General features: G+C 53.7%; 15 protein-coding genes and 2 pseudogenes. 10 read left to right on the forward strand and 7 right to left on the reverse strand.

From position 1 onward, the window contains the following. Positions 1-11 precede the first annotated feature (11 nt). Both GOX21_RS11445 and GOX21_RS11450 read left to right on the forward strand, forming a co-directional pair. The gene (locus tag GOX21_RS11445; RefSeq protein ID WP_170350240.1) at positions 12-1,289 is read left to right on the forward strand and encodes an MGH1-like glycoside hydrolase domain-containing protein; all 1,278 of its coding nucleotides are present in this window, start codon (positions 12-14) and stop codon (positions 1,287-1,289) included. Further along, positions 1,286-1,971: pseudogene (locus GOX21_RS11450) on the forward strand (D-lyxose/D-mannose family sugar isomerase). Before GOX21_RS11445 ends, GOX21_RS11450 begins: the two are co-directional and overlap by 4 nt. A gap of 391 nt (positions 1,972-2,362) precedes the next feature. Here the strand turns inward: GOX21_RS11450 and GOX21_RS11455 are convergent. Then, complete coding sequence (locus GOX21_RS11455; protein WP_368040017.1) at positions 2,363-3,031, reverse strand: LysR substrate-binding domain-containing protein; 669 nt, start codon at positions 3,029-3,031, stop codon at positions 2,363-2,365. 87 nt (positions 3,032-3,118) lie between these two features. Then, a pseudogene (locus tag GOX21_RS21735) lies at positions 3,119-3,262 on the reverse strand (LysR family transcriptional regulator); the annotation flags it as partial. Between the two features lie 96 nt (positions 3,263-3,358). Here GOX21_RS21735 and GOX21_RS11460 point away from each other — a divergent pair. Continuing rightward, positions 3,359-4,006, forward strand: coding sequence for a class I SAM-dependent methyltransferase (locus tag GOX21_RS11460; RefSeq protein WP_170377329.1), 648 nt, complete (start codon positions 3,359-3,361; stop codon positions 4,004-4,006). Between the two features lie 66 nt (positions 4,007-4,072). Beyond that, complete coding sequence (locus GOX21_RS11465; protein ID WP_170377543.1) at positions 4,073-4,546, forward strand: GNAT family N-acetyltransferase; 474 nt, start codon at positions 4,073-4,075, stop codon at positions 4,544-4,546. Here the strand turns inward: GOX21_RS11465 and GOX21_RS11470 are convergent. After that, a complete protein-coding gene (locus GOX21_RS11470; protein ID WP_217353038.1) occupies positions 4,513-5,646 on the reverse strand; it encodes an AraC family transcriptional regulator in 1,134 nt (377 codons plus the stop codon). The two genes, GOX21_RS11465 and GOX21_RS11470, sit on opposite strands and share 34 nt — an antisense overlap. 11 nt (positions 5,647-5,657) lie before the next feature. Between GOX21_RS11470 and GOX21_RS11475 the strand changes: the two genes are divergently transcribed. The 3 genes from GOX21_RS11475 (at position 5,658) to GOX21_RS11485 (ending at position 7,500) form a co-directional block, all read left to right on the forward strand. Further along, positions 5,658-6,485: an NmrA family NAD(P)-binding protein gene (locus GOX21_RS11475; RefSeq protein ID WP_170377331.1), complete on the forward strand. Its 828-nt coding sequence runs from the start codon at positions 5,658-5,660 to the stop codon at positions 6,483-6,485. Positions 6,486-6,513: 28 nt separating this feature from the next. Beyond that, on the forward strand, positions 6,514-6,918 hold the full coding sequence (locus GOX21_RS11480; protein ID WP_170350245.1) for a DUF4345 domain-containing protein: 405 nt from the start codon (positions 6,514-6,516) through the stop codon (positions 6,916-6,918). Positions 6,919-7,092: 174 nt separating this feature from the next. After that, entirely contained in the window at positions 7,093-7,500 is a 408-nt protein-coding gene (locus GOX21_RS11485) for a (R)-mandelonitrile lyase (RefSeq protein WP_170350246.1), read from the forward strand. Between the two features lie 173 nt (positions 7,501-7,673). Here the strand turns inward: GOX21_RS11485 and GOX21_RS11490 are convergent, their stop codons facing one another. The 3 genes from GOX21_RS11490 to GOX21_RS11500 form a co-directional block, all read right to left on the reverse strand. Beyond that, on the reverse strand, positions 7,674-7,886 hold the full coding sequence (locus GOX21_RS11490; protein WP_170377334.1) for a hypothetical protein: 213 nt from the start codon (positions 7,884-7,886) through the stop codon (positions 7,674-7,676). A gap of 506 nt (positions 7,887-8,392) precedes the next feature. Beyond that, positions 8,393-8,746 (reverse strand): putative quinol monooxygenase, encoded by a 354-nt coding sequence (locus tag GOX21_RS11495; protein WP_010437910.1) that lies wholly within the window; start codon positions 8,744-8,746, stop codon positions 8,393-8,395. A 96-nt stretch (positions 8,747-8,842) separates the two neighbouring features. Beyond that, entirely contained in the window at positions 8,843-9,604 is a 762-nt protein-coding gene (locus GOX21_RS11500; protein WP_170377336.1) for an IclR family transcriptional regulator, read from the reverse strand. A 70-nt stretch (positions 9,605-9,674) separates the two neighbouring features. Between GOX21_RS11500 and GOX21_RS11505 the strand changes: the two genes are divergently transcribed. The 3 genes from GOX21_RS11505 to GOX21_RS11515 are packed head-to-tail and all read left to right on the forward strand — an operon-like array spanning position 9,675 to position 11,860. Continuing rightward, positions 9,675-11,030 (forward strand): selenium-binding family protein, encoded by a 1,356-nt coding sequence (locus GOX21_RS11505; protein WP_170377337.1) that lies wholly within the window; start codon positions 9,675-9,677, stop codon positions 11,028-11,030. Further along, positions 11,027-11,392, forward strand: coding sequence for a 2Fe-2S iron-sulfur cluster-binding protein (locus tag GOX21_RS11510; RefSeq protein WP_170377340.1), 366 nt, complete (start codon positions 11,027-11,029; stop codon positions 11,390-11,392). Before GOX21_RS11505 ends, GOX21_RS11510 begins: the two co-directional genes overlap by 4 nt. A 3-nt stretch (positions 11,393-11,395) precedes the next feature. Continuing rightward, positions 11,396-11,860: a CoA-binding protein gene (locus tag GOX21_RS11515; RefSeq protein ID WP_170350251.1), complete on the forward strand. Its 465-nt coding sequence runs from the start codon at positions 11,396-11,398 to the stop codon at positions 11,858-11,860. A gap of 417 nt (positions 11,861-12,277) precedes the next feature. Here the strand turns inward: GOX21_RS11515 and GOX21_RS11520 are convergent, their stop codons facing one another. Beyond that, entirely contained in the window at positions 12,278-13,174 is an 897-nt protein-coding gene (locus GOX21_RS11520) for an NAD(P)-dependent oxidoreductase (protein ID WP_368040013.1), read from the reverse strand. Positions 13,175-13,302 lie beyond the last annotated feature (128 nt).

Below are 13,302 nucleotides of genomic sequence, written 5' to 3' on the forward strand. Positions count from 1 at the left end.
GGAGAAGATATATGAGCCAAGCGCTGATTGATCAGGCTCGTGAAGTAATGGAAGGAAATGACCGGGGTAGCTATACAGTTCCCACCCATGGCCTCTATCCCTTTCAGTGGAATTGGGACAGCGCATTGTCCGCGCTTGGCTTCTCACATTTTGACATGAATCGGGCATGGGTCGAGGTCGAGACTCTTATGGCTCATCAATGGGACGATGGTATGGTGCCCCATATCATCTTTCATGAACCCGATGACGGATATTTCCCAGGCCCTGAAGTCTGGAAAACCGGTCAAGTTATACCCACGACTGGCATCACCCAGCCAGCGGTCGCGGGCTTTGCTGTGCGGAAGCTCTACGATCGGTCCAACGACAAGGCTGTTGCGCGCGAACGGTTGGCTGAGCTCCTACCAAAGGTTCATGCGTGGCACCAATGGTTCTATCGCGACCGCGATCCCGACGGTACGGGGTTGGTCGCAATCATTCACCCTTGGGAGTCTGGCCGAGACAACTCGGTGGATTGGGATGAAGCGCTGGAAGCCATGCCGATCGAGGGCGTCGCGCCATTTACGCGGCGCGATACGACACACGCCAATCCTGATCACCGCCCGTCGGACGAGCAATACAAGTGTTACATCTGGCTGCTTGAACATTTCCGAGGGCTTGGTTGGGACAATGCGAAGCTCCACGATGCCTCACCCTTCCGGCTGGTTGATCCGGGCTTCAACGGTATCCTGATACGGTCCTGCGACGATGTAGCGGATTTGGCCGAAGTCCTGGGCGATACCTCAATGGCTTCGGAGGCACGAACAATGGCCGTGAAGGGTCGTGCGGCATTGGAAAGCCTTTGGAATCGGACACTTGGACAATACACGTGTTACAACCGCGCTGCTGGTCATCTGCAGAGCACGCCCACGGTAGCAGGGCTACTCGCAGCAATTGCCGATGTCCCTCATGGCCGCGCTGAGGAGTTGGTACGCAGGATCGCCTTGTTGGGCCAGCGATGCGGCTATCTGGTGCCCAGTCACGATCCGGCAGATGGCGCTTTTGACAGCCTGCGCTACTGGCGCGGGCCGACATGGTTAATCGTAAATTATTTGATTGCTGAAGGTCTAGGTCAGTCCGGGCAGGGGGAAATGGCACAACGCATCCTCGCCGACAGCCTAAAGCTTATTCAGAAAAGCGGCTTTGCAGAATATTATGACCCGATGAGTGGTGAACCTTGTGGCGGCGGCAGCTTTACGTGGACCGCAGCCATGGTAATCGAAATCCTCAAAACCAAAAGAGTGCCGGCATGAAGCGTTCGCGCATCAATGAAATCATGGCCCAAGCAGATGAGATGATCCGCACTCACGGGTTCACGTTGCCGCCCTTTGCCTTTTGGACACCCAAGGAGTTTAAGGCCCGTGAAAGTGATGCCCGTCACGTGATTGATGCAAGGTGCGGTTGGGACATCACCGATTATGGTGACGGTGATTTTGACAAGATGGGCCTGTTCCTCTTTACCCTACGCAACGGTTACAGAGTGATTTGGCCAAGGGCGGCGGCATGTGCTACGCCGAGAAGCTGTTGATTTCAAGGCAGGACCAGCTGTCGCCCATGCACACGCATGTTCTGAAAGCTGAGGATATCATCAACCGCGGTGGCGCAACTCTGATTATTGAGCTTTTCGGCTCAGGCAACGCGGGTGGTTTTGCAGAGGATCGCGGCGGTGTGGTATGGCTGGACGGCTTCCGACATCATTATCAACCGGGCGAGAAGCCGCGCCTGGCACCGGGTGAAAACGTTACCCTGCGTCCTGGTGATTGGCACGCGTTCTGGGGCGAAGGCGGGGATGTGCTGATAGGCGAGGTCTCGACCGTCAATGACGACGAGACCGACAATATTTTTCGTGACCCAATTGGCCGATTTGCCGAGATTCAGGAGGATGTCGCTCCGACACATCTGTTGGTCAGCGACTATTCCAAATGGCTGGGTTGATCGATGAAAACAGTGGCGGATTCTCGGCAGACCTTTCGCAAACTTTGATCCCCATAGCCGCGTTTAGGCAGTCATCCTGCATTGAATAATTTGGCAATGTTGTGTGGACCTCATCTGGCCGTCCTCTACATTGTGCTTCAACTTCCAGAGTTAAACAAAGCGGACCTTCACCCAGCATCTCGCAGCGGCGGCTTCGTCCCGCATTTCTGCCGTTCAGCAGATTTCAGCGAACGTCCGCTGCGCGTTCAATGCAGACCTTCAGGCGAAATTCCTCGGAATGACCACCAACAATGACCGCTATCCGTTCCTAAGCCGTCATCTGACAGAAAGACTCAGATGACTGCCTTGAGCCCGAAGCAGGTTCCAGTTCACACACCAGACCAACTCACGTTCAATAATTTGTCCGCGAGCCGAGATGGTCTGCAAGCTGATCAAAAACCAACCTGATCCTTCGCGCTGTTTGTAACTCAGAGTGTGTGGCCAACCAGATAGGAAACTTGAACGGCTCGCGTTCGGGCAGAACACGCTCCACACCGGATGTCAGGGCCGCCACATCGTCTGACATAACACTAATGCCGAAGCCTTGGCGCACAAGCTCCCATGACACTATCCCGCTCTGCGATCCAATCCGAAAATTCTCGCGGGTTACTTCGATGCCAGCCGGATTGAGAAATCCAATCATCGTGTCAACATCGCCAAAGCCGACGAAATCCAACTTAGCAAGTTCGTCTTCATTTCGTGGTCGCCCAACCTGTTCGAGGTATGAAGGGGCAGCGTAAAAATGTGCCGTCGCTTCTGCCACGAGCTTTGCAATCAGGTCCGGCTGTGTCGGGCGCACATGCCGAATTGCGATATCTGCCTCGCGCCGCTGTATGTCTCGTATGTCATTTGCTGCGACAACGTCGATCTCAAGCCGCGGTGCCGCGAGCCTGATTTGTTTGAGAATAGGCGGTAGCTGATAGGCTGACATCACGTCGGAAGCAGTGATCCTGACTTGCCCTTCAACTGCTTGTGACTGGCTTCTTGCGGTCAGAGAAATTTTGTTTGCGACATTTGCCATTTCACTGACATGCACCAAAAGCTCAGTACCGGCTGTTGTCAGATTAAGCGACTTGCCAACCCTTTCAAACAAGGTGACGCCAAGCGCCTGTTCCAGCGCGGCGACCTGACGACCGACGGTTGGCTGGGTCTGCTCAAGCACGCGCGCCGCGGCGGAAAACGATCCTTCTTCTGCCGTTGCAAGAAAGGACCGAGCCTGGTTCCAATCGAAATTGATAGCCTTCCAATTCATGCATTAATGCATAACAGTTCTGCAATATCTGGCAATTTAATAAATCGGCGTTTTAAGATATTGGCTGCGGTGACACCAAAGGAAAAGAGAAACGATATGGCTGCATTGTCCAAAGATGCCGCGTTCTGGAGCAAGATTTCGCGCAAATATGCGGCTGATCCTATCCGGAACATGGAAGGGTATCTGAACACGCTCGAACGTACAAAGTCCTACCTGCAAGCCGAAGACAGTGTGTTGGAAATCGGGTGTGGGACGGGGTCAACTGCGTTACTACTGGCACCGCATGTGGCTCAAGTCACTGCCTCCGATCTCGCACCGGGGATGATCGAAATCGCCAATGAGAAACTCGCTGAAGAAGAGCTGGAGAATGTAACGTTCAAAGTGGCCGAGGTTCTGCAGCACGATCCTGACGACGGTTCTTACGACGCTGTCCTCGCACATAATCTACTGCACCTTGTACCTGATATGGGCCATGCACTCGAACACATTGCGACCCTTACAAAACCCGGTGGAGTATTCATTTCCAAGACCGTCTGCGCTCCAGAGAGTGGAGGGTTCAAATATGGCATAATCAGCCGAATAGCGATCCCGATTATGCAGGTGCTCGGGAAAGCTCCGTTCGTAAATTTTGTATCCGTAGCTGAACTCCAGCACGCTATTGAACGTGCGGGCTTCGATATCGTTGAGACAGCGGATCAAGCCGGGTTATTGCCGAGCCGGTACATTGTCGCGAGAAAGCTGTGAAACAGTATTCGCGCCATAATTACTTTGCATGCAAGGGACAGCTCGGGCCATCAAGTGAGTACAATGATGAAAGATGGGATTTCATTTGCACGCCTTTCGGAAATCGATCCGAATGACATTGCGGTTCATATGTCCGCCCCCCGGGTAGCAGAGCATATGCCGCTTTTGACGTTCAATTGGAATGTTGAGGTCGCAAGAGAGTTTATCGCCAAAAAGGAAGACTACTGGGCACGGGACGGTCTTGGACATTGGGCGTTTTTGTCAGGCGGTCGGTATGTTGGTTGGGGGGGCTTTCAAAAAGAAGGTGACGAATGGGATTTTGGGTTGGTTTTGCGGCCCGACGCCTTTGGACTTGGGAAACGGATTTCCAAAATGGCAATCGACTTTGCGATCGCTGACAAACGTATCCCCTTTGTCACGTTTCTGCTGCCACCAAGTAGAAATAATCTGGGTGCACTCCGGAAACTCGGTGCCAAACACATCGGCGAGATCGAATACGAAGATGCTCAGTTTCTCAAGTTTCGCCTGGATACGGAGTGAACTCCGTTCTTCCTGATTTTTCCCGGTGGTGCGCCAAATACCCGTTTGAAGGCTTTGTTGAAGGCAGGCTCTGACAAGTATCCGATGTCAGCGGCGATCTGCGAGATTGGTTGATCGGTGGACACCAACCTTTCGTTGGCCAGGTGCATACGCCACGTTGCAAGATACTGGATTGCTGGAACGCCTACCAACCCAGTAAACCGCGCCGCGAACGCGGATCTGGACATACCAGCAACCTCCGCGAGAGACTCGACTGTCCAAGCCGCAGCAGGCGTACGGTGAATGGCGATTATCGTGCGCCCGATCTGCGGGTCTCGCGCCGCTTTCAACCAGCCGCGGTTTGCGTCTGGTGCGCTGTTCAGCCAACGACGAATGGCCTCGATGACAACGACATCTGCCAGGCGCGTAATCACGGTTTCGCCACCCGGTCTCAATTCCCGCGCCTCTTTTGCGATGAATTGCAAAGTCGCCTGTAGCCAGCTTCCGGCATCCTCTTCCCACGGGTCGATTTTGAGCACATCCGGAAGCAAGCCCATCAACATACCACTGGCGGCGTGATCGATCCGGACGAGGCCGTACATGATGCCCGTCTCCGCTCCACCACCACCGTATTCCAGTGTTTCATAGAGCTCGGTCACCTTGCGAATGGGCAACTCTTCCAGCGTCAAAAGCGGCGTGTCTTCCGAGCTGAAAAAACCGATGGGCGCACCGTTGGTCATCAAGACCAGGTCGCCTTTTTCGACCTCAAAGGGGTCATCTTGTCCGACCTTCATGAAGCAACGCCCGTGCGTAATGACCGCAAAGCTCAGTATGTCGGGAAAGCCTGGTATGGACACGCCCCAAGGAGCGGACATGCGCGACTGGCAGTAGAATGTGCCGGTGAGCTTCAGAAGATGAAGGATTTCCCCCAGCGGATCGCCAATCGGCTGCGCCAGCGCATCGGGGTCGGGGACATGAGGGTCAAACTGGTTCATGTCATGAGATTGGACGAAATTCACTTGTTCGTCTATTCGGTTTGGACGATTGGATAAGAATGCGGGATTTTGAAGAATAGAACATCTCTTATGATTGCTTAATTTCGGGCCATCAACTGAACTCAAGGAGATGACCAATGACACAGCAAACCATTCTTGTACTTGGCGCAACAGGTAAAACCGGATCGCGGATCGCGACACGTCTGGAAGAAAAAGGGCAGACAGTCCGGCGCGGATCGCGGAACAGTGAAACGCCATTTGACTGGGAACAACCGCAGACCTGGCCCGCAATCCTGGAAGGCGTTTCGGCTGCCTATATTTCTTACTTTCCTGACATCGCTTTTCCTGGCGCGGTTGAGCAAGTCGAAGCCTTCACAGCATTGGCTCGTGAAAAGGGATTACAGCGTCTTGTTCTGCTGACCGGGCGTGGCGAGTTTCATGCGGAACGAGCGGAAGCAGTCGTACGCAATTCCGGAGTTCCGTTCACTATCGTTCGTGCAGCATGGTTTGCACAAAACTTCTCTGAAGGGGCATTGCTTGGTCCGGTCATGGCAGGTGTCTTGCCGATGCCCGCCGGCGAAGTACGCGAACCGATCATCGACGTGGACGACATCGCCGATGTTGCCGTAGCTGCTTTGACAGAAGAAGGACACGACGGCGAACTGTACGAGGTCACGGGACCACGTCTCATGACGTTTGCCGACATGGCCGCAGAGCTTTCGCGCGCCATGGGCAGGACTGTGCAATACCTGCCAATTTCATTCGAAGACTTCCACGCGGAAATCGCGCATGCGAATGGCGAGATGATTGCTGATGTGATTACGGACATCGCGCGTGAAACGCTGGACGGGCGCAATGCGAACCTCGCGGACGGGGTCCAGCGTGCGCTAGGACGCGCGCCACGCGACTTCGCCGACTTCGCAAACAAAGCTGAAATGTCTGGCGCGTGGACCAAAGCCGCTTGAGGCAGGCCAAAGGAAATTGGAGACAAACATGAAACTTGAACTTAGAGGCAGGCTTATCTTGGGCATGTCCGGATTAACTGCATTCGCCATCGGTCTGGCCATCACTCTGGACCCACAGTCTTTCTACGCCAACTACGGCATCGTACTCTCGCCGCAGCCAAACCTGATGAGCGAGTTGCGTGCACCTGCTGCCAATCTCGCGGTACTTGGCCTGATCATTTTGTGCGGAGCCTTTTACCAAAAGTTGGTCCAGGCCTCAGCCTTGCTTGGGGCTACGGTTTTCTCAGCTTTCGCCGTGGGCAGGACAATCAGTTTCGTCCTCGATGGTTGGCCATCCGAAAACATTCTTGCCGCATTTGCGATAGAGGTTTTGCTTGCGGTGTTGTGTTTGTGGGTTGTCGGTGGAAAAGCGAAATCTGCAGCGCCAGCCTGAGACGGCTTTGTCTGCAACTTGGCCGTAGGTCCTGTTCAAACCGATGACCGGTTCCAGTCGCATTCTGGGCATTCGACAATGGCGCTCTGATGGCCGCGTCGACCCGGCGCGCCTCTGGGTTTGAAATCGGAACTCTGCTAAGTCGCCAAGAGCAGCGCATCGAAGGAGCACATCATGGAGATTCACCGCGCCGGGGACCGGCCCTCTCAATTTCCCGGCAATGAGTATTTCACCGGTACGGTCCGCTTTGATCCCGTTGTAACGGGGAATGATCCCTCGCCGGTCAAGATCCTTACGGTGACTTTTGAGCCCGGCGCACGGACAGCTTGGCACACGCACCCTGCCGGTCAAACGCTGCATGTTTTGTCGGGCTTGGGCCTGGCTGGGTCTGAGGGGCAGCCAGTGCAGGTGTTGCGCCCTGGCGATACGGTGTGGTTCGCGCCAGGAGAGCGGCATTGGCACGGCGCGTCGCCTGACTGTGCGATGACCCATCTGGCTGTGCAGACCTCTGTTGAGGGCAAGACTGCGGATTGGATGGAGCATGTCTCAGACGAGGATTACAGCGCAGCCCGCGCAGAATGAAGCGTTTGAGCCCTACCGAGCAAGTCGCAGCAGAGTAACCCCTTCTACGCCCATTCAAAGAGGGGTTAACGGATTTTTTCATCTCGTGACAGGCGCGGCCCTCGTTTCGTCCCTGAGAGGCCCGCACAGCGCGTTTTCACTTTTCTGGATTTCTGGCCCCCTCAGCCACCCATTTACCCTGCAAAATCCCATCGCTGCAGAACGTCTCTCGCCCGTGCCATTTTCTGCGCGTTGGCCACAACCTCATGCGATCCGTCGCGCACCGCCTCATCGAACAGAAAAGGCTCCTCGTACCCACATGCATTGCAGGCAGCCTTCTCACCCGTAACCACCGTATCCAGCGATCCGCATTCCGGGCATCGTGCCTGGACGTCATCGTTGAACATATCGTGACCTCTCCTTCCTTTACCGATTGCCAGAACCGGGTCCCCCCGCCAGCATCGCTGATTGGCGCATCCGCTTGAACTCGTCTGGAGTGACGGTTCCGCTGCTGACATCGATACCTTTTGGGATCCGAGCTCTCTTGTGTCCGATCGCGCGAACGCTGCCTCTTGTAATCTCCAGACAGGTCGACCCGTAGCATGTCAGCCCGCTTGTGTTGATTTGGATGGCAGTCTGACCGTTCGCGTCAGTGACCAATGGAGCCTGTGTAGGTGGGCTGCACGCTGAAACCAGCAACGCGAACCCAAAATAAATCCATCTGTTCATACGAAATTCCCTTTTTCTCTGAAATAGGCTGGCAGCTGTTCAGTCAAATCTGTCGGGTGTCAGCTTCGAGCGCATCGAAGACGCTCTCGAAATATCATCGCATGATCGCATCGAGTCCAAAGCGGACCAGCACCAAAACCCGTAGTGTTGTCGCACGGATGAAAATCTCAAACGTCGGTCAATTTTACCATAGTAGCAGGCTTGCTTTTTGCGCCTCGAAACCTTTTGGCGTCGGAAAAAGCGAGCGCATCCTGGCAACAAGTTCGATCTCACCATCCAGCATCTTTCGGACAGTGTTCAACCAGTTGTTGAAGGTTTCAGATTCCCAATGATCTTGGACCGCGGCTTCGTTCCTGAACACTTCGTAGAAATAGAAACGATTTGGGTTTGTTTCATCCACCATAATATGAAACTGGAAAACTTCGGGTTCTTCACTGACAACATTTTGCGCTTGGAAGATGCTGGCGTCCAAAAAGGGCTGCCGATACTCAGGTTTTACGTTGATCACGAAGAACCCACCAAACATTGCATCGTCCATATTTGTCTCCTTCATTGACCTAAAAGCGGCGAAGGTCGCAAAACACACCAGTCCTGCTGGATGGCGTTAACCTACAGCACTGCGATACCCATGAACCTAAGCGGGTATCCTTTCTTTATCTGCTTCACCCCATCCTAGCGCGCGTGCAAGTTCGTGTGACATTGTGGTAAGTGTATGGCCAATCTTTTCTCGCTTCGAAGGTGTAAACACCCGAAGAGACGCGGTGGCGCCGATTGAAAGCGTCGCACCAACACCTGTTTTGGTCAGCGTTGTTGCGACAGAACTGATCCCGCGCTCGAGCTCTTCAACACATACGGCATACCCTTTGGCTCGAATGACATCGAGTTCCGCGGCCAGATCCTTAGGGTCTGTAATCGTGCGATCTGTGTACCGCTTAAGCTGCCCATCCAATCGGTCTTGAGACAGCAGCTCAGGCGACACGGCGGCGATTGCCTTGGCGCAAGAGCACGCGTGCATTGGTCGTTTGCCCATACCTGGATGAAGAAAAGACACGCCCGTCTGCGGTGTCTCCACATGAATAATCTCAACCCAATGGCCCCGTAGCCGAGACAAGAAGAACGCAGCGCCATAGTCATTCGCGGCGCCAGAGAGGACAGGCGCAATCACCTGCAAAAGAGCGGGATCAGAGTGATCGCTCAACGTGATACGCTTTAGCCTAATCCCAATCGCGAACTCACCGCGGGTTGGTGATTCAAGTAGGCCGGACAAAACAAGGTCTTGAACCAGCCTGTAGGCCGTCGGTTTAGGTATATCGGACTGGGCACAGATATCCGCTACGGACGCACGTCCTTTTTGACCCACGATTTCCAAAATCAGCGCTAATCGTTTGAGATACATTTTTCTCACTTTATGATAACTAAGTTTTCGATATACGATACAATTTAGGGAATCAAGGGAGGAGCACACGATGGATGGACAATGCTGTGGACCGGGCTTCAAGAGTCCGCAAGAAGCCATCAAAGCCCCCCGAGAAAAGCTACTCTACACGATCGCCATCTACACCGGGACAGGGATCCAGAAACCTGATTACCTTGCTACTGTGGATGTCGACCCTGACAGCCCGACCTATTCTCAGGTAATCAATAGGCTGGAAATGCCGGGGATTGGGGACGAGCTTCACCACATGGGGTGGAACGCCTGTTCGTCCTGTCATGACGACGGCTCGATGTCCCGCAAATACCTGATCCTGCCAGGCGTACGCTCTAACAACCTTCACATCGTTGATACAGCCACTGACCCGCGTGCGCCGCGGTTGCATAAGGTCATCGACGGGGCCGAGATCAAGGCCAAGGCAGATTTATCGGGCCCACATACGGTGCATTGTTTGGGCTCGGAAATCATCATTTCCTTCCTTGGAAATGCCAAGGGTGAAGCTCCTGGAGGCTATCTGCATCTCGACAAAGAGTTCAACATCGTCGGTCGCTGGGAAACCTCGATGGGCGATATCAAGTTTGGCTACGATTTCTGGTACCAACCGCGCCACAACGTGATGGTCAGTTCCGAATGGGCTGCGCCCAATACCTTCATGCCGGGCTTCGATCTGGAAGAAGTGGGCCATCTGAAATATGGGCGGGAGCTGCATTTTTGGGATTTCGAAAAGCGCGAACCGGTCGAAAGCTTCTACTTGGGTGAAGACGGGCTGTTGCCACTGGAAGTCAAGTTCCACCATGACCCCGACAGCACGCATGGGTTCTGTGGCGCAGCTCTTTCGACCAATGTGATCCATTGGTGGCAAGACGATGCTAAAAAGTGGCGGTGGGAAAAGATCATCGACGTGGAAAACGAAATGCACCCCGAATGGCCGATCCCGTTGCCGGGGGTTATGTCGGCGATCCTGATCTCGATGGACGACAAATACTTGTACCTGAACAATTGGCTGCATGGAGATATGCGCCAGTATGACATCACCGACCCGCATAATCCCAAGCTGACCGGCCAAGTGTTTATGGGGGGTCTTTTGGGTAAAGCTCCGATCGTTAACGGGGTCGAGGTCGCGGGTGGTCCGCAAATGTTCCAGCTCTCTCTCGACGGACGAAGGCTTTATGTCACGACCTCGCTGTTTTCGACTTGGGATAACCAGTTCTATCCCGAGATCCGCGAAAAGGGCGGGGTTATGGTGATGATCGATTGCGACCCTGAAAACGGTGGCATGAAGATCAACGAGGATTTCATTGTGGACTTTGGCAAAGAACCGAATGGTCCATCGCGCTGTCACGAGAGCCGGTATCCGGGCGGTGATTGCACAAGCGACATCTGGCTATGACTATGTATACCGTGACGATCGCGAACAGAGATGGCGCGCAATACTGTGTGGATGCGCGGCGTCCACTTCTGGAAACGCTGAGAGAACAGGGCGTCGACTTGCCTTTTGGGTGCAAGTATGGCGGCTGCATTACCTGCGCGGCAAAACTAAAGACTGGCGCGATCGATCAACGCCGACAGGTTGCGCTGAATAATCGGCAAATCGCGAACGGATATGTGATCCTTTGCGTGGCACGTCCAACATCCGACATCACGCTTGAGATAGGGGTCGAGAGCCATGACAAGCTGTACCGCAATCCGTTTCTCGACCCACTCAAACCCCACGAACTCAAGGCTGACATTGCGACGCCGAAGGAAGGTTAACCGATGCCCGAAGCAGATATTGATCGCATCTACGATTACGACCCCAAGTACCTAGCCGACATCCTGCAGTCGGTCAAAACCATTGCAATGGTGGGGGCTAGTGCGGACAAAACAAAATTCAGTTATGGCGTTCTGCGACAGCTCAGTGAAATCGGCTATGATATTGTACCGGTGAATCCTAACCCGAATGTTTCGGAAATTAGAGGACTCAAGGTCTACCACTCGCTAGAAGAGATCGACAAACATGTTGATATGGTTGATGTCTTCCGCCCAAAGGAAGAGTTGTATGGCTTTGCCGAGAAGGCTATCGCTATCGGGGCAAAAGTTCTTTGGGGTCAAATCGGTGTGTACGACGACCAAGCAGCGCAACTCGCTGAAGCGGCGGGCCTTAAAGTCGTGATGAACCGATGCCCCAAGATTGAACTCTTCCGCCCTTTTTGGAAGCCGCGCCTGGACCTAAAGATATGATAGAAATTCGATTGGTAGCGGCCTCCTCAGCATCCAATGAGGGTGCCAATTGAGATATTGTGCTTACGGAAGAGAAGACAAGTAGTCCTGTCACTCTACACAACCGCCTAGTCTAAAACCAAAAATGTCCGATTAGTTTGGAGAACCAAAGGCCGCTTTGTCCGCAGTGCGGTTTACCCAGACGTGCTTTGGTTTCAATTGTCGCTTCTGGCCGACGATCCGGCCGTTGTTCCAGGCCGGGCAAAGAGCGCGAATGGCAGGTAAGTCTGGGTTTCCATAACTGATCCTCCGCTCCGCTATACACGCCCACAACGACAACCCGACGATGACGAGGGACGATAACAGGATGCTGCACCGCCTCCAAGATCGGCTTGGAGCCCAAAGCAGAAATCGCGGTTTGCTCTATCGTTGTGATAATTAATGCTTTTGCGCAAGGACGTCTATTATCGCAGTGAGAGCCTTGTCTTCAAGCCCTTGATCCATACCCAATTGCGCCATCTCAACAAACAGTCGGGGCAATTCATCCCGGGCGCCAAGAGCCTCAAAACTAGCGAGAACATCTTCCAAAGCTGCGGCGTAAGTACTCATCGAGGCTGGTGGGTTGTCATAGGTGGCTTGAGGCGCTGTCGCGGCAAAGTAGTCGTAATAAGGTTTCATCATTCCCATAGATATGGGCACAAGATCTGAGAAGGTTTGCATGGGGATACCTGCTTTCTTCGCTGCCAGCGCTCCGTAAATCATTCCCCACATGAAACCTTGGCGAACCGTAAAAAGTCCCGCAAAGAGTGCAGCCAGCATTCCAGCTTGGCCACCCACATGGACAGAGCTTCCGCCCAAATTTCTAATGATTGGACCGTGGATCTTCCACTGTTCTTCGGTTCCAACGACCGACAGGACGGTATCCTTATCTCCGATCATATGCGGATAAGCATTGATGATGCCAACCATCCACGAGGCGCCAGCGTTTTCCACGAGTTGCGCTAAGTCTTCAGCATCCTCTGCGCCTCCAGTTGAGAGTTCGATTATGGTCTTGTTGGGCAGCGAATTAGCCGCATTGGACAAGAGTTCTATTGTCTGCGGGTGTGATTTTACGCAGGTAATCGTTACAGGACTGGCAGATATCGCCTCAGAAACAGTGGCCGCCACAGTTGCTCCTTCGGAACCAAGAGCGCTAGCTTTCTCGGGTGTCCTATTCCAAACAGTTACAGATCGGCCTGCTTTCATTTGAGCTCGGGCAAGCGCTGTACCCATGGACCCAAGACCTATTACTGAAATGTCCGTCATGCTGAACTCCTCACAAATAACCAATTGCAAACAACGGCGCGGTTTTGTCTCGCCGAAATGCCAACGGGGCGACCAATCAGATCACCGTACTTGGAAAACGGCTCGCTATACTAAGGTTTTCTGAACAGGTCTTTTGGGAAACGGGTGCCTCACAGTCG

Origin of the sequence: Ruegeria atlantica, from assembly GCF_013032005.1 — a bacterium.
In the GTDB taxonomy this organism is placed as follows: Bacteria; Pseudomonadota; Alphaproteobacteria; order Rhodobacterales; family Rhodobacteraceae; genus Ruegeria; species Ruegeria atlantica_A.